The following is a 21,042-nucleotide window of genomic DNA, read 5'->3' as shown; positions in this document are numbered from 1 at the left end:
GCGAAGGTGCCGGGCGGGTTGCCGCCTGGGCCCTGCGTCGATCCTCGTGCCGCCCGGGTTCGCAGTCAATCCTGGGAATTGCTCGCGCGACCCAAGGTTTAGCTTGGGTGCCGTGACTCTGGACGACCTTCGCGTTTTCGTGGCCGTGTGCCGGGCCGGCAACCTCAGTGCCGTGGCCCGCGAACTGACCTGTACGCAGTCGGCGGTGAGCCAGCATGTGAAGCGCCTCGAACGGGAGACCGGCGTGAGCCTGCTGGAGCGCCGGCCGCGCGGCGTCGTGCCCACGGCGGCGGGACGCATTCTGTACGAGGCCGCGGCCGAGGGGCTCGCGGGGCTCGACGTCGCGCTGCGGCGCATCGGTGACCTGGTGAACGGGGAGAGTGGCGCGGTGCGGATCGCCACCGGCGGCACGACCGTACGGCACTTCATGGCCGATGCGATCGTCGCCTTCCGCAGGCAATACCCGCGGGTGAGCCTGGAGTTCCGGACGGAGACCTCCGGGCGCCGCTGTTTCGACGCCCTGCTCTCGGGCGAGCTGGATCTGGCCTGGATCACCATCGGCGACCCGGTGCGCGGGATCGAGCAGCGGCCCGTCCTCGACCTGCCCTGGGTGCTCGCGGTACGGGCCGGCGATCCGCTCGCGGACCGGCCGCGCATCGATCCCGAGCAGCTCGACGGGGTCCCGCTCGTACGGCTGCCGCCGCATTCCGTCTCCGGCGCGCATCTGGACGCGGCCTTCGCCGGGCTCGGTGTCCGGGCCGGTTCGGACACCGGTGTCGCCGACTGGGACACGGCCCTGCTGCTCGCCGAACTGGGCCTGGGACATGCGGTGGTGCCCGCCCTGCCGGGCCTGCCCGCCTCCCAGGACGCCCCGCTGCGCTTCGTGCCCGTCCCCGCGCTGCCGCCGTTCTCCGTCGGCTGGGCCGTGCGCCGCTGGGACGCGCTGCCGCCGCTGGCCCGGGCCTTCGCCGGCATGGTCGCGGGGAGCAGGACGGAGCCTACGCGGACGTCTGCAACGTCATGAGCCGGGCGCCGAGTTCACGGACTGCTGACCGGTCGGCGGGCTGGGCGATGCGAGTCTCCGCGGCGGCCAGGACGAGCCGCGCCTGCCCGGCGACGGCGGCCCGGCGGCGGGGGTCGGTGACGGAGTCGGCGGCCGTGGTCAGCAGGCGCAACAGGGCCAGGCACACGGCGGGTTCGCCTGCGCCGTACCGGCGGATCTGGCCGCACGCGAGGTCGAGGTAGTCGGCGAAGGCGGGACCGGCGACGACCGCCCTGACCACACCCGCCGCGTCGGTCCTGATGTCGTCGCCGAGGGTGCGCCTGCCCAGGGCGTCGACGAGCACCGCGAGCCGGTCGAGCGTCTGGACGCCGGTGTACGGGTCGTTGACCGCGGGCGAGAGGGCGCGCAGGGCGATGTCGACGAGTTGGCGGAGGCCGAACATGACGTCCTGCTGCAGGGTGCGCTCGGTGCCGATCTGCACGGCGTGCTGCACTGCGCGGGCCAGCACGGGGGCGTCGGCCGGTGGCCCGCCCCGGCGCGACCAGACCAGGGCCAGGGGTGCCGTGCCGGCCACGATGTGGTCGCCCACCCGGGGGACGATCGCCACCACGGCGTCCTGGCCGGCCGCGGCCTCCACCAGCAGGGCGGGCTGGACGGTCTGCACATAGCCCGAGCGGGTGGCGGCCAGCGCGAGCGCCCCCGGCGGCGGGACCGGGCCCGTGCGGTCGGTGCCGGGGCCCTCGGGGGTGTAGGCGCGCACCGCGCGGCCGGCGACCTCGGCGACCGAGGTCATGATCGTGTCGATCTTGATCGAGTGCACGATGTGGTGCACGAAGAACACCAGCATCCCGAGGCTGAGGAAGATCAGCGCGATCGCCCCGGAGACGGCGAGCCGGGGGAAGTCCGCGCCACCGGTGGCGCGGACGGTGTAGAGCCCTGCGGTGCTGTAGGCGAACGTGGCGACGAAGGTGGCGAGCACCACCTGGTTGGGGCGGTCGCGCAGGAAGTTGCGCAGGAGCCGCGGGGAGAACTGGGTCGAGGCCAGCTGGAGCGTGACGATCGTCAGGCCGAGGACCAGCGCGATCACCGTCACCACGGTCGAGGCGATCGTGATCAGCGCCTGGCGGGCATCGTCCGCGGTACCGGCGAAGGCCAGCGGATGCCACACCGAGTCCGGCGCGATCCGCACCCGGGCCAACAGGCTCCCCGCCACCAGGGCCAGCGCCGCGGCCGCCCCCGGCAGCAGCCACAGCGCACCGCGCAGGTACTCCCCGAGCGCCACGGCCCTGGCTCCCCGTCGCACCGGCCGCATCGTCGACCTCCCGCCACATGACTGCTGCTCCTGCGGCAAGCTTCCCCGCACCGCCCGGCCCGTGCGCGCGTGCCTCGACCGGACGGCCCAATGGGGGGCGGGGGCATCCCGGCCGGGGGCTCCGCTACGGGATCGGGCTCAGCTGATATCCGCCGCTTCGAAGCTCAACGGATGCCGGACGGACTCCGGCCCTCGGACGCGGGTGCCGAAGACGACCAGTTCGCACGCGTCTTCGGTGCGGCAGTCGACGGTGCGGTTGCCGATGCTGGTGAACGTCGCCGAGAGGGTGACCGTCTCGTCGAGCCGGCCCTCGTCGGTCGTCGCCGGGGGCCTGGTGCGGGGGCGGCAGCCGAGGGTGTCGGTGGAGCCGGTCGCGCATTCCATGATCAGTGCATGGAACTGCGGTTCGTAGCCGCTGCCCGTCGCGTGCACCGGCCGGCCGTCGGTGAGGCCCTCGTCGGGGTCGACGTCGAGGGTGGGCGGTGCCTCCAGGCGGCCGTTGGGGCGGAAGTGGAGCGGGACGGTGGTGAGCAGGGCGCCTGAGTTGTCGGTGAGGGCCAGGGTGCACGGGTTGCCGTGCGGGGCGGTGCGGCAGTCGAATGTGCCTGCCTTGGTGGCAAGTTGGGCGTACGTCTTCTTCGGCGTGGCCTGGTACGTCCCGTCCGGGTACACACGGTACTGGCGGCCCGTGGCGTCGTCGCAGGTGGTCGCGGATGCCGAGGGGGCGCACTGCTTGACCCAGACGCGCTGCTTGGGCGGGCCGCCCGCGATCGTGAAGGTGACGATGTCGCCGTCCAGGAGGGCGGTGGTGCGGTTCACCTGCAGTTGCGGGCCGGTGGTTGTGGCGGCCTTCGGAGACACGGCCGACCCCGGGGAGACCAGCTGCCACGGGCCCCAGTCGCCGCCCGGTGCCGACTGGTAGGCCTCCCATGTGCGGTCCCTGTTCCACTCGCGTGCCGCCAAGTGGATCCTGCCGTCCGGGAGTTGCTCGACGGTGGTCGGCTGGCCCAGGCCCGCGCCCGGGTCCGGGAGCCTGCCCATGTCCTGGACCGGGCCCCAGCCGGTGTCCGGGTCCTGCTGGTGCCGCAGCTGCATCGCGACGCCGGTCCGGGCGCCCGAGGCGAAGGCGTCGATGCTGCCGTCCCGTTCCTTGAAGAGGACGGCTGCGCCGTGGTACGGCGCCGGTGCGAGGCCGAAAGCGTCCGGCGTGCTCCAGCCGTTCCCGCTGTCGTCCTGCACCGTGTGGCAGAACGCGCCATAGGTGGAGAACAACAGCTCCAGATTGCCGGCCGAGTTCTCGATCGCCGTGATGGCGTAGCTCTTCGGGCCGACCGTCGCGGCGCTCACCCGCTGCCAGGGTCCGTACGCGCCGCCGGGCTCGTCCTGTTCGCGGTGCCAGACGAAGGGCAGCGGTCCGGTCGCCGTGGAGTCGTAGAAGAGCTGGAACTGGGCGATGCGGCCGTCCGCGCGGTCGACGGACACCAGGCTGTCCGCGACGGGTGCGCTCGCCAGACCGTGGGCCCCGGTGTCCGTACCGCACCCGGCCGCAGGTGCGGCCGACGCCGTCGCGGGGGCCGCCACGGCCCCGCCGCAGGCGAGCGCCAGGGCGACCGCACCGCGCACCAGCACCCCGACCCGTCTCGTGCGCAACCCTCTTCGGCGTATCTTCATCCGTTCCCCGCCTTTCCGATGGGCCACATCCGGCCGTTCAGCATCCTCGTGGCGCACCCTCGCCGCTGCCAGGCCGCATTTTCGGCCAGCGGCAGCGGGGTTCCGGCATCCTTTCCACAGCAGGCTCCGGAAAGGAGGAGGAGCGATGACCGACATCCCCGGACCCGAACCCCGTTCCGACGGCGGAACCGGTGCCATCACGGCGGCGGACGGACTGCACACCTATCAGTTGCAGTTGCACGCCGAGTACGGGCCCATCGTGCGGTTCCAGCTCCCGGGCGCGGAGACGGCCGTCTCGATCGCCGATCCCGTGCTGCTGGAGGCCACGGCCCATCTCGACAAACGGCCGGAGCGGCTCTTCTCCTTCCTGGAACCGCTGTTCGAGGCGGGGAACCTGCAGGTGCTGCCGGCCGGCGAACATGCGCCGCTCCGGCGCCTGCTGTTGTCCGTGCTGGCCGGACGCCCTTCCCACGAGCGGCACTTCGCGGAGTTCACCGCGCTGGCGACGGCGCTCGCGGACCGCTGGGCCGAGCGGGCGGGCAGTGAGCCCGTCGAGTTGCAGAAGGATCTCACCGCGCTGTCGCTGCGGATGATCTGCGCGTACGCGCTGGGCGGCGAGGCCGCGGACCCGGACGGTGCCGTCACCGCGTTCGAGGAGGTGCTGACCGAACACCTGGGACGGCTCTACCAGGTGCCGCTCCCTGGCCCGGAGCAGGAGCGACGCGCCGAGCGGGCCGGGCAGGCCCTCGCCTATCTGCGCGCCGTGGTCGACCGGGTGGTCGCGGCGCACCGCTCCGGCGGGCGCACCGACCGGAGCGACCTGATCGGTGCGCTCGTCGAGGCCGGTGAACGGCCGGCCCGGATCCGCGACACCGTCATGATGACGATGCTGGCCGCCCACCACACGACCGGCGTCGCCGTCTCGTGGACTCTGCACCTGCTGGGCCGGCACCCCGAGGCCGCCGAACGCATCGGCGAGGAACTGGACCGCGTGCTCGGTGACCGCGCCGCGCCCGGCTACGCGGACCTGCGCCGCCTCCCACGGCTCGACATGGCCCTCAAGGAGTCGATGCGGCTCTTCCCGCCCGGTCCGTACGGGGCGCGGGAGACGAGCGAGGGGCTCGTCGTGGGCGACTACGAGGTCCCGGCCGGGTCGACGGTCTTCTATCCGATCTGGGCCGTGCACGTCAACGACCCCTCGCTAAAGCGAGGGGCTTGCACAGCGGGCACCACTGGTTGTGGCACTGCGCTTGCGTCCAGTCCCACCCCTGGTCTTTCGGGGTGAGGCAGGGGCCGTTGACTCGACCCCGCGTCGCCGCCACATCTCGCACGCACGCGCGCGGATGTTGCGGGAGCCGTTGCGGTCTGCGTGATCAACGAATCCGCAGGACCGGCATGCGAAGTGGGCCTGGTTGACCCGGTTCGCCTTGTCGATGTGCCCGCACTCGGCGCAGGTGCGCGAGGTGTACGCCGCGTCGACGTGCACCACCGGCACCCCTGCCCTGCGGCTCTTGTAGCAGATGAAGCCGTCCAGTTGGGCGAAGGCCCAGGAATGCAGGGTGACCCGTTGGGGCTTCCTCAGCCGTACCCGCTCGCGGATGCCCGTCAATTCCTCCAGGGCGATGCCACGTCCGGTGCGTTCCGCCTCGGCCACCACATGCTTGGCGATCTTGTGGTTGATGTCCCGTGCCCGCCGTTGCTCCTTGCGGCGCCGCTCTTTGAGCCGGCGCTTGGCGGAGGGGGTGTTCTTCTTCTGCAGCTTGGTGCGCAGTTTGCGGTCGCGTTCGCGGGTGCGGTTCAGCTGCCGCCCGGCCATGATCTCGCCGTCCGAGGTGGTGGCGATGTTGACGATGCCCAAGTCCAGGGCGAGGAAGTCGTCCACCTCGGTGTTCAAGGGCTGCTCGGGGATCTCGCAGGTGGCCTGCAGGAACCACATGCCGTCCCGCACCAGCAGGTCGGACTCGCCCTTTCGGTACTTCGCGAGGGTGGCCAGCTGCTGTGCCCCGCCGGTGAAGGAGATGTCCTTGATCCGCCCATGCACGGTCCAGATCGAGATGCGGTGCTGGTCCATCTGCCAGGACAGCATCCGGTCGTCGTAGGGCTGCGCGCTCTGGGGCCGGAAGGCGACCGGCTTGCCCGTCGCCTTCACGTGCCGTCTCGAGCCCGGTCGGCCGAGGTTGCCGGCCTTCAGGTTGGCTTTGAGGGTCGCGTACGCGTCACAGGTCTTCTTGATCACGTGCTGGGCGGCCTGGGCGCCCAGCCCCCACCGTGAGCGGATCTCCGTGTAGGTGTGCTTGCGCAGGTCGTAGGTGCGCTTGGTGTTCTTCTCGAAGGCGACCGTACTGACCCAGGTTGCGGCCTCGTTGCAGGCGGCCAGGGTCGCCTCAAGAGCCGCCGCTTGCACGGGTGTTGGCTCGAGTTTGACCTGCACCACCAGTTTCATGCCGTCAGGCTAGCGCCTAGAAGTTGACCTGTGTCACCGAGATGGGAACCAAACCCGGATATACGCAGGGGACGCAGCGTTCTCTACAGCCTGCACGCACACTTGGTCTTCACCCCCAAGTACCGGCGGGGGGTGTTCACCGATGAACTCCGCGTCCGCTGCGAGGAGATCATGCGGGACGTGTGCGGCGACTTCGGCGCCGGGCTGCGCGAGTTCAACGGCGAGGCCGGCCACGTCCACCTGCTCGTTCATTACCCGCCGAAGGTCGCGCTGGCCCGTCTGGTCGGCTCCCTCACGGGCGTCTCCGCGCGCCGGCTGCGTCAGGAATTCCCCGCCCATACCAACCGGTACCTGTAGGGCGAGCACTTCTGGTCACCGTCCTACTTCGCCGCCTCCGTGGGCGGCGCCCCGCTCGCGGGGGTCAAGGAGTACATCGAGAACCAGAAGCGGCCCAGCTGATGTGCGAGCCGTCCCCGGCTCCGCCGGGCAGCCCTGCGGACGCTCCGCGCCCGAGGCGACGACACCGCGACGCTCCGCGTCGCGATCACCGGATGCGATTCCTCCCGGTCGTGAACGACCGGGGTTCCTCGCAAGAGCCCATCCTGAAACCCACCTACTGGCCCGAACCCACAGCATTCGTACCCGAGCGGTTCGCTCCGGAGGAGGTGGCCGGGCGGCCGCGGCTGGCCTATATCCCCTTCGGCCTCGGGCCCCGCAGTTGCGAGGGCACCGCTCTGGCCATGGCCGGGGCGGAACTGGTGCTGGCCGTCCTCCTCAAGCGCTTCCGGTTCCGGCCGGTCCCCGGACACGAGGTGACCCCGGTCGAGCGGTTCGTGCTCTGGGCGGCCGAGGACATCCGTATGGAGCTCGGCCCGCGGACCCGGTGACGGGTCATGTCCGGCGGGGTCTTGCGACCACCACGACAGCAGGGGTAGTTACGGTGGCGCGCCTGGCCGGCCGGGGGCTGTGCGGTGTCGAGCCTGGTCGTGCCCCGGTAGTGGCGGACGGTGCGCGGGAACCGTCCGTCCTCACTTCACGAAGTCCTCCACCACCTCGGGCGGCCAGATACCGACCTTGAGCACGCCCATGGAGTAGGCGCGGGAGACCAGCGCGGCACGGTTGGGCACCTTCAGCTTCCGCAGCAGGCAGGTCACGTGGTACTCGACGCCCTGCCGGCTGAGGTAGAGGCGCGAGGCCAGGGGGACGGTGGAGACGCCGGCGGCGATGCCCTCCAGGATGCGGGCGTCCATCTCCGAAAGGATCTTCTTGCGGTTGGTGACGACGCGCGTCTCCTCCGCGTCGCGGGCCGTGGGCATCATGACCAGGATCGCGGTGGTGTCGGGCACGCCGCCGCGCACCGCGACCGCGGTGAGGGGGACCGTGAAGGCCGACTCCGCACCGGGGCCGACGGCGATGACAGGGCTGACGAACCGCTGGTGCTTGCCTTCCAGCAGATGCGAGAACTGCCGCATCAGCGGCTGCCGGACGCTCGGGTGCACCACGTCACGGAAACTGCGGCCGCACAATTCCTCGGACGAGCCGTTGAACTGCCGGAAGAATTCCTGGTTCGCCTGCTGAATGGTCAGGGCGGAATCGAGGCTCGCCATGCACAGGTTCGCCTGGCCGAAAGAGTTGTCGTGAGCCGCGGAGCGCGCCGGATCAAGGGCCATGAGGGCTGCATTCGACAAGAGGGAGTTCCCCTTCATGAATTTGCTGTGGAGGGTGAAACTGTTTGGAAGGCTAGTTAACTACCGCTCCGGCGGTCAACGACCGCCCTATCGGAGGCACTTAAGACTGCGGCTCCGCATCAATGGTTCGGTATACGGCGGGTAGCCGCCCCGACGGGGTTCGGTACGGTCGAAGTCGCGCCACGACCCTACGGTTTTACGCCACCCCGCACCCTCCATGCGGCCCCGGACCGACGCACGAAGGCCCGCGACCGCTCGTCGCGGTCGCGGGCCTTCGTCGTACGCAGCCGGCCCGGCTCAGCCGTCGGAGATCGTCACGGCCTGTACCGGACACGCCATGGGGACGTCGCGCACGTGCGCGTCGCCCGCCGCATCCTCGTGTCCCGGGAGCAGGTCGACCAGTCCGTCGTCGTCCTGGGTGAAGACCTCGGGCGCGGCCAGCACGCACTGGCCGGCACCGATGCACCGGTCGCGGTCGACGGTGATGCGCGGGGCGCTGCCCGTTTCCCTTGCGTCCATTGCGCGCCTCACCAGGTCACGGGGAGCTCGATCGGACCCTGCGCGTCGTGGCCCGCCTTGATGGGCACCTCGTCGAGGGGGACCGCCAGCTTGAGGCCGGGGATGCGGGCGAAGAGCGAGCCGAGGGCGATTTCGAGCTCGGCGCGCGCGAGGTTCTGCCCGAGGCACTGGTGGATGCCGTGGCCGAAGCCCACGTGGTGCCGTGCGTTGCGCCGCACGTCGAAGGTGTAGGGGTCCTCGTAGGAGGCCTCGTCGTGGTTCATCAGCGTGATGGAGACCAGTACGGCGTCGCCGGCCTTGATGGTCTGGCCGCCGACCTCGATGTCCTCCTTGGCCATCCGGACCATGAAGTCCGACACCGAGGTGAACCGCAGCAGTTCCTCGACCACCTGGGAGATCATGCCCGGGTCGCGCTGCAGCATCTCCAGCTGCTCGGGGTGCTGGAGGAGCGTCAGGGCGCCCAGGGCGATCGCGTTGACGGTGGTCTCGTGCCCGGCCACCAGCAGCACCAGGGTGATCATGGTCAACTCGTCGAGGTCCAGCGCGCCTTCGGCGAGCTGGACGGCGATCAGCTCGTCCAGCAGGCCGTCCCCGGGCTCGGCCTGCTTCCGCTGGATCAGGCCGTGGAGGTAGGCGTACAGCTGGCCGAAGGCCGCGTCGGCCTCCGCCGAGGTCTTGGCGCCCACGAAGTCGCGGGAGCGCTCCTCGAAGAAGTCGTGGTCGCTGTACGGGACGTCCAGCAGGGCGCAGATGGCCAGCGACGGCACGGGGAGCGCGAAGCCGGACACCAGGTCCGCGGTCGGGCCCTTCTCCAGCATGGCGTCCAGCAGCCGGTCGACGTCGCGCTGGATCATGGGGCGCACGGCGGCCATGCGCTTGACGCCGAAGCTCGGGATCAGCATGCGCCGCTGCCGGGCGTGCTCGGGGTCGTCGACACCGATCAGCGGGAACGCGAGCCCGCCGCGGCCCTCCGTGCGCTGGACGACGACGGGGAAGACCGGGTGGCCCCAGTCGGAGGACAGCCGCTGGTCGGCGAGCAGGGCGCGGCCCTCGGCGTGCCCCTGGACCAGCCACGCCGGGCGGCCGTCGAACAGCCGCACCTTGGCCAGCGGGCCGTGCTCCCGCAGCTCCGTGTACTCCTGCGGCGGCTGGAACGGACAGGTTCTGTCCTGCGGGAAATCGAGGGCCGGCGACCCGGTGCGGAGGTCGGTCTCGGTCATGTCGCGCCTTTCACAACGATCGGTGAATTCAACAATGAGTGATACATGTATTGCCCGAAAAAATAAGGGCGTTCATCGAGGGCGTTCCGGATGCTCCATGCGGCGCCCGTGGATTCAGTCCGTCAGCAGTGCCTTGCGCAATCCGGCCAGCGTCCGGTCGTCCAGTCCCAGGCCCTGGTGCAGGTAGTTCTCGAACGTTCCGTACCGGCGCTCGACCTCGTCGAAAGAGGCATCCAGGTATCCGGTGCGCGCCTCGATCACCGGCTTCAGGATGGCCGCGTCGTGGGGTGTCGCCTGATCGAGGATCTCCTTCACCTCGTCCGCCCGGTACTCATTGGTCGCCAGATAGTCGCGCATGACCGTGCCGCGGTCGACGCCGAGCGCGGTCAGCAGGGCCGCACTCGCCCAGCCGGTGCGGTCCTTGCCCGCCGTGCAGTGGTAGGCCAGCGCGTACGCGGACGGGTTCGCGGCGTCGCGGAAGAGGGCGCCGTAGGCCTTGCGCGCCGAATCCCTGGAGACGTAGGCACGGTTGCCCTCGGTCATCAGCTCGGCCGCCTGCTCGGGGGTGGCGGGCAGGTCCACGTCCTCGCCGGTCACGTCGGCGACCACGTAGCGGGTGCCCTGCGGGATGCGGTCCGGCGCCTTCGCCCGCTCCCCCGGGGCACGCAGGTCGTAATCGGTGCGGATGCCGAGGCGCTGGAGCTTGGCGACGTCGGCGTCGGTCAGCTTCGACAGCTGGCCGGTGCGGTACAGCACACCCATCCGCACCCACTGCCCGCCGGAGGTCCGGTAGCCGCCCGCATCACGGAAGTTGGGGGCGCTCGCGAGGTGGAGCGAGCGGTCCGCCAGGGTCAGCGGGTCGCCCCGGTCGGGGACGAGGCGGAACCACTGCCGGTCGGCCGCCGGGAGCCCGCGGACCGTCACGCTCTCCTCGGCCCCGCCGCGGGCCACTTGCCGCCCGTCGGCGTACACGGTCACCGACTGCACGCCCTGAGCACGCCAGTTCACCGAGTACGAGCCGTCATCGTGCTGCGTGACGGTGGCCTCGGTGAACGGGATGGCGTGCGCGGCCGGCTGCGACTGCCCGGCCGGGGTGACCGCCGTCACCGCCGGAGCCGGCGGCGGTACGGCGAGCGCCGCGGGCGCGGCTAACGCCAGGGGCACGACGGCGGCGGCCAGGACCGTGCCGGCCCGTTGGACAACATGCGGAGTCTCCATGCTCAGATGCTATGTACCGGCCAGTAGGGCAACCCCTAGTATTCCCCGCCCCCCACTCCCCCTCCTGCCCCCGGAAAGCACCGAGCAGCGCCCGCAGTTGACGGGCGCTGCTCGGCGGCGGAACTCAGGGTGCTGTGCGGGTCACCAGGTGACGGGCAGCTCGTGCACGCCGTAGAAGACCATGTCGGTGCGGAAGCGGAGCTCCTCCACGGGCTTGGCCAGGCGCAGGGTCGGGAAGCGGCGGAACAGCGTCTCGAAGACGATCTGCAGCTCGATGCGGGCCAGTTGCTGGCCGATGCACTGGTGCGGGCCGAAGCCGAACGCCAGGTGCGGGGCGGGGCGCCGGGTGATGTCGAAGCGCTCCGGGTCCTCGACGAAGGCCGGGTCGAAGTCGGCCGCCAGCACGTGTGCGACGACCTGCTCGCCCTTGGCGATGCGCACCCCGCCGATCTCGGCGTCCTCGGTGGCGACGCGCTCGCCGCCGAACTGGCCGATGGTGAGGTAGCGCAGCAGCTCCTCGACCGCGTTGCCGATCAGCGACGGGTCCTCGCGGAGCAGGGCCAGCTGGTCGGGGCGGTCCAGCAGCAGCGCCGCGCCGAGGCCGATCATGCAGGCGGTGGTGTCGTGCGCCGCGATCAGCAGGGTGCCGGCGGCGTTCATGAGGAACATGTCGTCGATGACGCCCTCGGGGTCATCGGTGGTGATCAGCGCCGAGATCAGGTCGTCGCCCGGGTTGGCCCGGCGCTCCTGCACCAACTGGTAGAGCAGGCCGCCCAGTCGCATGCCGGCGGCCTCGGTGGCGGCGACGTCCTGGTCGACGCGCATCATCGCCTCGGCGATCTCCTGGAACTCCTCCCTGCGCTCGACCGGCACGCCGAACAGGTCGGATATCACCATGGACGGCACCGGGTTGGCGAAGGTCTTCACCAGGTCGACGGGGCCGCCCTGGGCCTCGATGGCGTCCAGGTGCTCGTCGACGATGCGCTGGATGTTCGGCCGCAGCGCCTGCATGCGCCGGACGGTGAACTCCTTGGCGAGCATCCGGCGGTCGACGGTGTGCTCCGGCTCGTCCTGCCACAACAGGCTGCCGCGGCCCGGCTTCTGGGTCACGACACCGTCCTGGGTGTGCAGCGCGTGCGGCACCTGGACGCTGAACGACGGGTCGCGCAGCAGGGCGCGCACCTGCTCGTAGCCGGTCACCAGCCAGGCCTCCTGGCCGCTGGTGAAGGTGGCCCGGGACACCGGGGCGGTCTCCCGGATGCCGGCGATGCCGTCCGGCGGCAGGAACGGGCAGCTGCGGGCCTTGGGAACGGCGGGTGCCCCGGTGGTGGCGTCGGTCATGACTCTCCTTGCACTTGCTGATGAAGAGGGGTGGTTCGGTGCGGCGGCAACCGTCAGGCGGCGGTGGGGAGTTCGAGCGTCGTCTGGTTGCGGCCGGTCGCGTTCACGAGGACGGCCATGTTCCCGGAGGGGTGCACGTTGTCGTGCATCATCTGGTGCATGTGCCCGATGTCCTCGAAGCCTTCGCAGGCGGCCAGGCAGGGGTCGATCAGGCCGACGTCCACCAGGCGGATGACCTCGCGGCACTCGCGGACGCCCGCGTAGTGCGAGCCCTGGAGACGCTTGGAGCGCATCCACAGGTGCCGCAGGTCGATGTCGCCGTTGTAGCCGGAGGTGCCGCCGCAGATCACGACCATGCCGCCGTTGTCGCACAGGTACATCGACGTCGGCAGGGTGTCCTGGCCGCTGTGCTCCAGCACGATCTTCGGGGACCTGCGCTCGCCGAGGATCTCCCAGATCTTCTTGCCGATCCCGCGGGCGCCGCGCAGGAACCGCGCCGACCCCTCGGCGTCGTCGACGTCGGGCAGCCGGCCCCAGTGGTCGAACTCGCGGCGGTTGATGGTGCCCTGGGCCCCGAGGCCGCGGCAGTACTCGGCGCGGACCTCGTCGGAGACCACGGCGATCGGGATGCCGCCGGCCATCTTCACGAGCTGGATGGCCATCGAGCCGAGGCCGCCGGCGCCGCCCCAGATCAGCACGGGGTCGCCGGGGCCGACCGTGTTGCCCTGCCAGCCGAACAGCTGCCGGTAGGCGGTGGGGCCGGTGAGCAGGAAGGCCGCCGACTCCTCCCACGACAGGCGCGCGGGCTTGGGGTGGCACTGGTACTCGTCGACCAGGCAGAACTGGGCGAACGAGCCGTAGTTGGTCTCGTAGCCCCAGGCCTGGGTGCTGGTCGAGATCAGGGGGTCGGTGCCCAGCCGGATGTCCTCGGCGCTCTCGTCCCACTGGCCGCTGGTGAGCACCACGTGGTCGCCGACCGAGACGTTGCGGACGCCGTCGCCGACGGCCCACACCACGCCGGAGCCCTCCGAGCCGCCGATATGGAAGTCCTCCGGCTGTCCCTGGCGCTGCCGCATCCCGATGACGTCGACGGGCTTGCCCAGCGAGGACCACACGTTGTTGTAGTTGATGCCGGCGGCCATCACATAGACCAGCACCTGGCCCCGGCCCACCCGGGGGACGTCGACGACCTCGGTCCGGAACGCCTGCTTGGGCTCGCCGAAACGGTCCTGGCGGATCACCGAGGCGTACATCTGCTGCGGGACCTCGCCGAGCGGCGGGATCTCGCCGATCTCGTAGAGCGCCTTCGTCATGCTTTACTCCCAGCTTCGCTGTCTTCTGCAAGGGGGTTGGTGAACTCGACGGTGTCCGCAAGCCAGGACCGGACCGCGGCCGCGGTGGTGCCGGCGTGGTCCTCCAGCATCGAGTAGTGGTTTCCGGGCACTTCGACGATCGTGTCCACGTGCTCGGGCGGCGCCGCGCGTCCGTCACCGTCCGCGCCGGCGGTCGGCAGGGACTCGCTCGCGCGCACCAGCAGGGTCGGTGCGGCGATCGACGGCGCGTCCCAGTCCTCGAACAGGCGCATGTAGCAGCCCATTGCGGTGAGTTGTTCGCCGCCGGACTTCATGTAGTCCAGGCGCTGCGACTGTGCCTGGGCCATCGCGTTGAGCACCTGGGGGTCGAACGGAATGGACCGGCTGAAGCTGTCGACCATCACCACGGCCGCCGGCTTCACGCCCATGGCCTCCAGCTGCGCCGCCACCCCGTGGGCGATCCAGCCGCCCGAGGAGTAGCCGAGCAGGACCGGCGGCCGGCCGCCCGCGCACTCCAGCACGGTCTGCGCGTGCAGCCGCAGCACGGCGTCCAGGTCGGACGGGACCAACTCGCCCGGCTCGTAGCCGGGCTGGGTCAGCGCCCACATGTCCACCGTGTCCCGGAAGGAGGCGGCGAACCGCGCGTACTGGTGCGGCCCGGCCGGAACGACGTACGGCGAGAAGCACATCAGCGGAGCAGGCGCGTCACCGTGCGAGAACCGCACCGGTACGGGCCGTTCGGCCAGTTCCTCGGGCCGCTCGAAGGAGGGCCGGAAGCGGGCCGCCTCCATGAGCATGCCCATGGCCTCGCCGGCCGCCCCGGTCTCGCTGGCGTGCCGGTAGAGCTGCACCAGCATGTCGGCCGGCCGTTCCTCGGCGGCATCGCGCCCGGAACCCGCGAGCAGGGACTGCAGGTGCCTGGCGAGCTTGGCGGGCGAGGGGTGGTCGAAGGCCAGCCCGGCGGGCAGCTTCAGACCGGTCGCGGCCGACAGGCGCCGGCGCAGGTCGATCGCGGTGAGCGAGTCGAAGCCCAGCTCCAGGAACCGCGCCGTGGGCGGCACGTCCTCGGCGGAGGCGTGGCCCAGGACCACAGCGCTCTGCGCCCGGACGTGCTCCAGGAGCCGTTCCTCCTGCTCGGCCGCGGAGAGCCCGGCGAGCTCGGCCGCCAGAGCCGCTTCGCCCTCGGGCTCCCCGGCGGCCTGTTCGGCCGCCAGCAGCCGCTGCACGTCCGGCAGATCGGCCAGCAGTGCGCTGGGCCGGCCCACGGTGAAGGCGGGCAGGAACCGTTCCCAGTCGATCGGGGCGACGGTCAGGGCCGCCTCGTCATGCTCGACGGCCTGGTGCAGGGCGGAGAGGGCCAGTTCGGGAGCCATGAAGCCCAGGCCCCGCTTCTCGCCGCGCTCCTGGACCGCGTCGTCGACCATGCCGCCGCCGGCCCAGCCGCCCCAGGCCACCGAGGTCGCGGTCAGCCCGCGGGCCCGGCGGCGCAGGGCCAGGGCGTCGAGGAAGGCGTTGGCCGAGGCATAGCAAGCCTGCCCGCCGCTGCCCCAGACCCCGGCGCCGGAGGCGAAGAGGACGAAGGCGTCCAGCTCCCGCTCGCCCAGCAGTTCGTCCAGGTGGACGGCGCCCGCGACCTTGGAGGCCGCCGCTTCGGCGAACTCCTCCAGTGCGGCGTCGGCCAGCAGGGACGAACGTGCCGTGCCGGCGGCATGCAGCACCGCGGTGAGCGGGTACCGGGACTCGATGCCGGCGAGCAGCCCGGCGACCGCGTCACGGTCGGCCATGTCGCAGGCGGCGACGGTGACTTCGGCGCCCAGCGCGGTCAGCTCCGCACTCAGCTCCTCCATACCCGGGGCGTCGGGGCCGCGCCTGCTCGTCAGCACCAGGTGCTGCGCACCCGCACCGGCCAGCCAGCGGGCCAGGTGCCGGCCCACACCGCCGGTGCCACCGGTGATCAGTACGGTGCCGTGCGGCTGCCACGGCGTGGCGGGCTCCCCCTCGGCCGGCCGGGCCCGGACCATGCGGCGGCCGAACACACCGTCCGCGCGCACGGCCAGCTGGTCCTCGCCGTCCTGGGCCAGTGCCCCGGCCAGACGGCGCAGCGCGTGCTCGTCCAGCACCTCGGGCAGGTCGATCAGACCGCCCCAGCGGCGGGGCTGTTCCAGCGCGGCCACGATGCCCATGCCCCACAGCTGCGCCTGCCCGGCGTCGCGCAGCGGGTCGGACGCACCGGTGGAGACAGCGCCCCGGGTCGCGCACCACAGCGGTGCCTGGAGGTCCAGGTCGCCGAGCGCCTGCAGCAGGGTCACCGACGCGGCGAGGCCCGCGGAGAGCGTGGAGTGGTCCGGGTGCAGGCCGGGCGCCAGACCGAGCATGGACAGGACGCCGGACGGCTGTTCGCCGCCGAGTTCCTCGGCCAGCCGGGCCGCGGCCTCCTCGCGGTCGCAGCCGACGGGGAGTTCGACCACGCGGACCTTGGCCCCGTGGGCGCTCAGCACACCGACGACGCAGGGGGCGCATTCCCCGTCCGCCAGTCCGGCGGGCAGGACGGCGAGCCACAGGCCGTCCAGTGCGGGCGCGCCCGGCTCCTCCGCGAGCCGCCGGAAGGCGACCCGGTAACGCCAGCCGTCCAGCAGCGACTTGTCGCGGTTGCGCCGCCGCCACGAGGAGAGCACCGGCAGCGCCGGGCCGATGAGCTCGGCCTCGTCCGTGCCGAGTTCGCCGACGAGTTCCGAAAGGTCCGCGCTCTCGACCAGTTCCCAGAACCGGGCCTCGACCGGATCGGCGCCCGCGGGCACCGGGTCGGCGTCCTCCAGCCAGTACCGCTGCCGCTGGAACGCGTACGTCGGCAGCTCCGCGCGGCGCACGGGGTGCCCGGCGAAGGGCACCGACCAGTCCACGTGGACGCCGTTCACGTGCAGTTCGGACACCGAGCGCAGGAAGCGGTCCATGCCGCCGTGGTCCCGGCGCAGCGAGGCACCGGCCACGGCGTCGGCGTCCGCGTCCTCGGCGATCTCCTGCACGGCGCCGACCAGCAGCGGGTGCGGGCTGCACTCGACGAACACGCCGTGCCCGTCCTCCAGCAGCACCCGGACGGTCCGCTCGAACTCCACGGTCCGGCGGGCGTTGCGGTACCAGTACCCGGCGTCCAGGGACGTGGTGTCCAGGGCGGTGCCGGTCACCGTGGAGTAGAAGGGGATCTCCGCGGCGCGCGGCGCGACCGGGGCCAGCAGCTCCAGCAGTTCCGCACGCAGGTTCTCGACCTGGGCGGAGTGCCCGGCGCCGGTGGCGCCGCGGACCTTGCGCACGCGCACACCCTCGGCTTCGAGCTCCGCCAGCAGTTCGTCGGCCGCGTCCGGGTCACCGGAGACGGTCAGCGTGGCGGGCCCGTTGACGGCGGCGACCGAGAGCCGGTCCCCGTACGCCTCCAGCCGGGCGCGCACCCGGTCGGCGGGCATCGCGACGGCCAGCATCGCGCCCTTGCCCACCAGCTTGAGCAGCACCTGGCTGCGCAGCGCCACGATCCTGGCCGCGTCCTCCAGCGTGAGCGCCCCCGCCACGTACGCGGCGGCGACCTCGCCCTGCGAGTGGCCGATCACGGCCGCGGGCGTCACTCCGTACGAGCGCCACAGCGCGGCCAGCGACACCATCACGGTGAACAGAGCGGGCTGGGCGACCTCCACGTCGCCGAGGTCCGGCGCACCGGGTGCGGCGCGCAGGACGTCGAGCAGCGGCCAGTCGAGGTAGGGGGCGAAGGCCGCTGCGCAGGCCTGCGCCTGCTCGGCGAAGACCGGGGAGGTCTCCAGGAGTTCCCTGGCCATCTCCGTCCACTGCGAGCCGTGGCCGGGGAAGACGAAGGCGACCTTGCCGGAGGCGCCGACGGAGCCCTGGACCACGCTGTCCGACGGTTCGCCGTCGGCGAGTGCCGCGAGCCCGGCCCGCAGCTCCTCCCGGTCGCGGCCCACGACCACGGCCCGGTGCTCCAGTTGTGCCCGCGTGGTCACCAGGGCGCGGCCCACGTCGGCCAGTTCGAGCCCGGCGGTGCGGTCGAGGTGGCCGAGCAGCCGGCGGGCCTGCTCGCGCAGGGCGCGTGCGGACTTGGCGGACAGCGCCCACGGGACGACGTCCGGGGAACCGTCGGCGGCAACCTCCGCCTCGGGGACCTGCTCTGCGGGTGCCTGCTCGATGATGGTGTGCACGTTGGTGCCGCTCATGCCGAACGAGGAGACGGCGGCCCTGCGGGGCCTGCCCCGGTCGGGCCAGGCGATCTGCTCGGTCAGCAGGCGGACGTTCCCCGCCGACCAGTCGACGTCCGGGGTCGGCTCGTCGACGTGCAGCGTCTGCGGCAGCACGCCGTTGCGGATGGCCATCACCATCTTGATGACGCCGCCGACGCCCGCGGCCGCCTGCGAGTGGCCGATGTTGGACTTCAACGAGCCGAGCCACAGCGGCTGTTCACGGTCCTTGCCGTACGTGGCCAGCAGTGCCTGCGCCTCGATCGGGTCGCCGAGCCGGGTGCCGGTGCCGTGGGCCTCCACGGCGTCCACCCCGTCCGGCGCGAGCCGGGCGTTGGCCAGTGCCTGTCGGATGACCTGCTGCTGGGCCTTGCCGCTGGGCGCGGTCAGGCCGTTGGACGCACCGTCCTGGTTGACCGCGCTGCCGCGCACCACGGCCAGGATCTCGTGCCCGTTGCGGCGCGCGTCGGAGAGCCGCTCGACCAGGACCAGGCCCACGCCCTCGGCGAACCCGGTGCCGTCGGCCGACGCGGAGAACGCCTTGCAGCGGCCGTCGACGGACAGGGCACGCTGCCGGCTCGACATCGTGAACGCCGACGGACCGGACATCACCATCACGCCGCCGGCCAGCGCCATCGAGCACTCGCCGTTGCGCAGCGCCTGGACGGCCAGGTGCAGGGCGGTCAGTGAGGACGAGCACGCGGTGTCGACCGTGACCGACGGGCCCTGCAGGCCGAAGGTGTAGGACAGGCGGCCGGCGATCACGCTGGCCGAGTTGCCGGTGGAGAGATAGCCCTCGGCACCGTCGGGAACCTTGATCGGGCGGGCGGCGTAGTCCTGGTAGCCGGAGCCGATGAAGACGCCGGTGCCGGTGGAGCGCACCGTGTCGGGGGCGATGCCGGCCCGTTCGAAGGTCTCCCAGGTGGTCTCCAGCAGCAGCCGCTGCTGGGGGTCCATGGCGACGGCCTCGCGCGGGCTGATCCCGAAGACGGCCGGGTCGAACCCGTCCGCGTCGTGCAGGAATCCGCCCTGGGTGGTGTAGGTGGTGCCGGGGTGGTCGGGGTCCGGGTGGTGGAGCGCCTCGATGTCCCAGCCGCGGTTGCCGGGGAACTGCGTGATCCCGTCGCGGCCGGTGACGACCAGCTCCCACAGGTCCTCGGGCGATTGGACGCCGCCGGGGTAGCGGCAGGCCATGCCGATGATGGCGATCGGCTCGTCCAGCACCGCGGCCGCGGCCTCGGCCGTCGCCTCCGGGCTTTCGCCGCCGGTGAGTTCGGTGCGCAGGTGGGTGGCGAGGTCGGCTGCCGTGGGGTGGTCGAAGACCAGGGTGGTGGGCAGGGCCAGGCCGGTGGCCTCGTTGAGCCGGTTGCGCAGTTCCACCGCCGTCAGGGAGTCGAAGCCCAGGTCCCGGAAGGGCCGGTCGGCCTCGATGGCACCGGCACCGCGGTGTCCGAGCACGGTGGCCGCGTGGGTGCGGACGAGGTCGACGAGGAGACGTTCCTGCTCGTCCCGGCCCAGTCCGGCCAGGCTCCCGGCGAGCGCCCCGGAACCGGGCTGCTCCACGGGGGCGTTCTCGGCCAGTGTCTCGCGCACCGCGGGGAGGTCGCCGAGCAGCGGGCTCGGGCGGCCGAGGGTGAACGGCACGATGAAGCGCGGCCATTCGACGTCCGCCACGGTCAGCAGCGGCTCGTCGCGGTCGAGGACCCGGTGCAGGGCGGTGATCGCCGACTCGGGGGCCATCACGTGCAGTCCGCGGCGGCGCAGCCGCTCCTCGTCGTCGCCGTCCTGGACCATGCCGCCGTCGGCCCACGGTCCCCAGGAGACGGCGGTCGCGGTGAGGCCGCGGGCGCGGCGCTGCCGCGCGAGGCCGTCGAGGAAGGCGTTGCCGGCCGCGTAGGCAGCCTGGCCGCCGCTGCCCCAGACACCGGAGATCGAGGAGAAGAGGACGAAGGCGTCCAGCTCCTGCTCGCCCAGCAGCTCGTCGAGGTGTGCGGCGCCGTCGGCCTTGGCGGCGAGCGCGGCGGCGAACTCGGCCGGGGTGGTCTCGGTCAGCATGCCGGCGTCGGCTACCCCGGCCGTGTGCACGACGGCGGTGAAGGTGTGCGCGGCCAGCAGGTCGGCCACGGCGGCGCGGTCGGCCACGTCGCAGGCGGCGACGGTGACGCGGGCGCCCGACTCCTCGAGTTCCGCCTGCAGTTCGGCGGCACCGGGCGCGTCCGCGCCGCGGCGGCTCGTGAGCACGAGGTGTTCGGCGCCGTTGCGCGCCAGCCAGCGGGCGACGTGCCCGCCGAGGGCGCCGGTGCCGCCGGTGACGAGGACGGTGCCGCGCGGCTGCCAGCGGCGGGTGGCCGGGCGGGCCGGGGCGTGCGCGATGCGCCGGGCGAAGACGCCGGAGGCACGGACGGCGAGCTGGTCTTCTTCCCACCGGCCCGTGCGGGCCTGTCCCAGCACTTCGGCGAGGCGAGTCGCGGCCCGGTCGTCGACGGTCCCGGGCAGGTCGATCAGACCGCCCCAGCGCCGCGGCAGTTCGAGGGCGGCGGTCCGGCCCAGGCCCCAGACCTGGGTGTGCCGGGCGTTGCGCACCGCGTCGGAGCCGTCCACCGCCACCGCGCCCGAGGTGAGGCACCACAGCGGGGCGTCGATGCCGGCGTCGCCCAGGGCCTGGACGAGCAGCAGCGTGGACAGCACGGGGCTGTCGGTGAACAGCAGGGACAGCACGCCGTCGACCGGTCCGAGCCCGGCCAGCTCCCGGGCCAGGCCGTCGCGGTCGCTCGCGGGGCCGACGGCCAGGGTCGCGATGTCGGCACCACGGGCGGCGAGCGCGGCGCGGACCGCGGCTGCCTGCTCGTTCTCCTCCTCGGGAACGGCCAGCAGCCAAGTGCCGCCGAAGCCGGACGAGTTGAGACCGCTCAGACGCTTCCACGTCTCCCGGTAGCGCCAGCCGTCCACGGCGGACTGCTCCTTGCGCTGTCGCCGCCACGACGACAGACGCGGCAGCACATCGCCGAAGGAGTCCTCGGCGCGGATGTCCAGGGTGCCGGCGAGGGCCTCCAGGTCCTCGCGCTCCACGGTCTCCCAG

12 protein-coding genes and 2 pseudogenes are annotated in these 21,042 nt (G+C 72.2%); 4 read left to right on the top strand and 10 right to left on the bottom strand.

Features of this window, described 5'->3' with window-relative positions:
* Positions 1 to 112: 112 nt before the first annotated feature.
* Complete coding sequence (locus tag HG542_RS31735; protein ID WP_171087609.1) at positions 113 to 1,024, top strand: LysR family transcriptional regulator; 912 nt, start codon at positions 113 to 115, stop codon at positions 1,022 to 1,024.
* On the opposite strand, the gene HG542_RS31730 is transcribed toward HG542_RS31735, so the two are convergent.
* Both HG542_RS31730 and HG542_RS35710 read right to left on the bottom strand, forming a co-directional pair.
* Positions 999 to 2,285, bottom strand: coding sequence for a DUF2254 domain-containing protein (locus tag HG542_RS31730; RefSeq protein ID WP_171087608.1), 1,287 nt, complete (start codon positions 2,283 to 2,285; stop codon positions 999 to 1,001). The two genes, HG542_RS31735 and HG542_RS31730, sit on opposite strands and share 26 nt — an antisense overlap.
* 168 nt (positions 2,286 to 2,453) lie before the next feature.
* Entirely contained in the window at positions 2,454 to 3,965 is a 1,512-nt protein-coding gene (locus HG542_RS35710) for a neocarzinostatin apoprotein domain-containing protein (RefSeq protein ID WP_218039093.1), read from the bottom strand.
* Between the two features lie 166 nt (positions 3,966 to 4,131).
* On the opposite strand from HG542_RS35710, the gene HG542_RS31720 reads away from it, so the two are divergent.
* Positions 4,132 to 5,271, top strand: a complete 1,140-nt coding sequence (locus tag HG542_RS31720) for a cytochrome P450 (RefSeq protein ID WP_229922850.1) — start codon at positions 4,132 to 4,134, stop codon at positions 5,269 to 5,271.
* Here HG542_RS31720 and HG542_RS31715 read toward each other — a convergent pair.
* Positions 5,188 to 6,429, bottom strand: coding sequence for an RNA-guided endonuclease InsQ/TnpB family protein (locus HG542_RS31715; RefSeq protein WP_171087606.1), 1,242 nt, complete (start codon positions 6,427 to 6,429; stop codon positions 5,188 to 5,190). The genes HG542_RS31720 and HG542_RS31715 overlap by 84 nt on opposite strands.
* A 30-nt stretch (positions 6,430 to 6,459) precedes the next feature.
* Here HG542_RS31715 and tnpA point away from each other — a divergent pair.
* Both tnpA and HG542_RS31705 read left to right on the top strand, forming a co-directional pair.
* Positions 6,460 to 6,888, top strand: a pseudogene (tnpA, locus tag HG542_RS31710) (IS200/IS605 family transposase).
* Positions 6,889 to 7,031: 143 nt separating this feature from the next.
* Positions 7,032 to 7,316, top strand: a pseudogene (locus tag HG542_RS31705) (cytochrome P450); the annotation flags it as partial.
* A 141-nt stretch (positions 7,317 to 7,457) separates the two neighbouring features.
* Here the strand turns inward: HG542_RS31705 and HG542_RS31700 are convergent.
* The 7 genes from HG542_RS31700 to HG542_RS31670 all read right to left on the bottom strand — a co-directional run.
* The gene (locus HG542_RS31700; protein WP_368857191.1) at positions 7,458 to 8,099 is read right to left on the bottom strand and encodes a LuxR C-terminal-related transcriptional regulator; all 642 of its coding nucleotides are present in this window, start codon (positions 8,097 to 8,099) and stop codon (positions 7,458 to 7,460) included.
* Between the two features lie 315 nt (positions 8,100 to 8,414).
* Positions 8,415 to 8,636: a ferredoxin gene (locus tag HG542_RS31695; RefSeq protein ID WP_171087604.1), complete on the bottom strand. Its 222-nt coding sequence runs from the start codon at positions 8,634 to 8,636 to the stop codon at positions 8,415 to 8,417.
* Between the two features lie 8 nt (positions 8,637 to 8,644).
* Positions 8,645 to 9,856, bottom strand: a complete 1,212-nt coding sequence (locus HG542_RS31690; protein WP_171087602.1) for a cytochrome P450 — start codon at positions 9,854 to 9,856, stop codon at positions 8,645 to 8,647.
* A 114-nt stretch (positions 9,857 to 9,970) separates the two neighbouring features.
* On the bottom strand, positions 9,971 to 11,074 hold the full coding sequence (locus tag HG542_RS31685) for a tyrosine-protein phosphatase (protein WP_171087600.1): 1,104 nt from the start codon (positions 11,072 to 11,074) through the stop codon (positions 9,971 to 9,973).
* 141 nt (positions 11,075 to 11,215) lie between these two features.
* Positions 11,216 to 12,415 carry a cytochrome P450 gene (locus tag HG542_RS31680; RefSeq protein ID WP_171087599.1) on the bottom strand — a complete coding sequence of 400 codons (1,200 nt, stop codon included), beginning with the start codon at positions 12,413 to 12,415 and terminating at the stop codon, positions 11,216 to 11,218.
* Positions 12,416 to 12,468: 53 nt separating this feature from the next.
* A complete protein-coding gene (gene ccrA, locus HG542_RS31675) occupies positions 12,469 to 13,728 on the bottom strand; it encodes a crotonyl-CoA carboxylase/reductase (protein WP_171087597.1) in 1,260 nt (419 codons plus the stop codon).
* The coding region (locus HG542_RS31670; protein WP_171087591.1) for a type I polyketide synthase at positions 13,725 to 21,042 on the bottom strand (7,318 nt) is incomplete at its 5' end. The genes ccrA and HG542_RS31670, both read right to left, overlap by 4 nt.

The organism is Streptomyces morookaense, assembly GCF_013030945.1.
Taxonomy (GTDB): domain Bacteria; phylum Actinomycetota; class Actinomycetes; order Streptomycetales; family Streptomycetaceae; genus Streptomyces; species Streptomyces morookaensis.
Note: the sequence above shows the minus strand (reverse complement) of the source record. Positions and strands in the feature narration are given on the sequence as shown.

Coding starts and splice junctions, on each gene's coding strand:
- HG542_RS31720 (WP_229922850.1), top strand. CDS start 4,132: ATGACCGACATCCCCGGACCCGAACCCCGTTCCGACGGCGGAACCGGT.
- HG542_RS31715 (WP_171087606.1), bottom strand. CDS start 6,429: ATGAAACTGGTGGTGCAGGTCAAACTCGAGCCAACACCCGTGCAAGCG.
- HG542_RS31700 (WP_368857191.1), bottom strand. CDS start 8,099: ATGGCCCTTGATCCGGCGCGCTCCGCGGCTCACGACAACTCTTTCGGC.
- HG542_RS31695 (WP_171087604.1), bottom strand. CDS start 8,636: ATGGACGCAAGGGAAACGGGCAGCGCCCCGCGCATCACCGTCGACCGC.
- HG542_RS31690 (WP_171087602.1), bottom strand. CDS start 9,856: ATGACCGAGACCGACCTCCGCACCGGGTCGCCGGCCCTCGATTTCCCG.
- HG542_RS31685 (WP_171087600.1), bottom strand. CDS start 11,074: ATGGAGACTCCGCATGTTGTCCAACGGGCCGGCACGGTCCTGGCCGCC.
- HG542_RS31680 (WP_171087599.1), bottom strand. CDS start 12,415: ATGACCGACGCCACCACCGGGGCACCCGCCGTTCCCAAGGCCCGCAGC.
- ccrA (WP_171087597.1), bottom strand. CDS start 13,728: ATGACGAAGGCGCTCTACGAGATCGGCGAGATCCCGCCGCTCGGCGAG.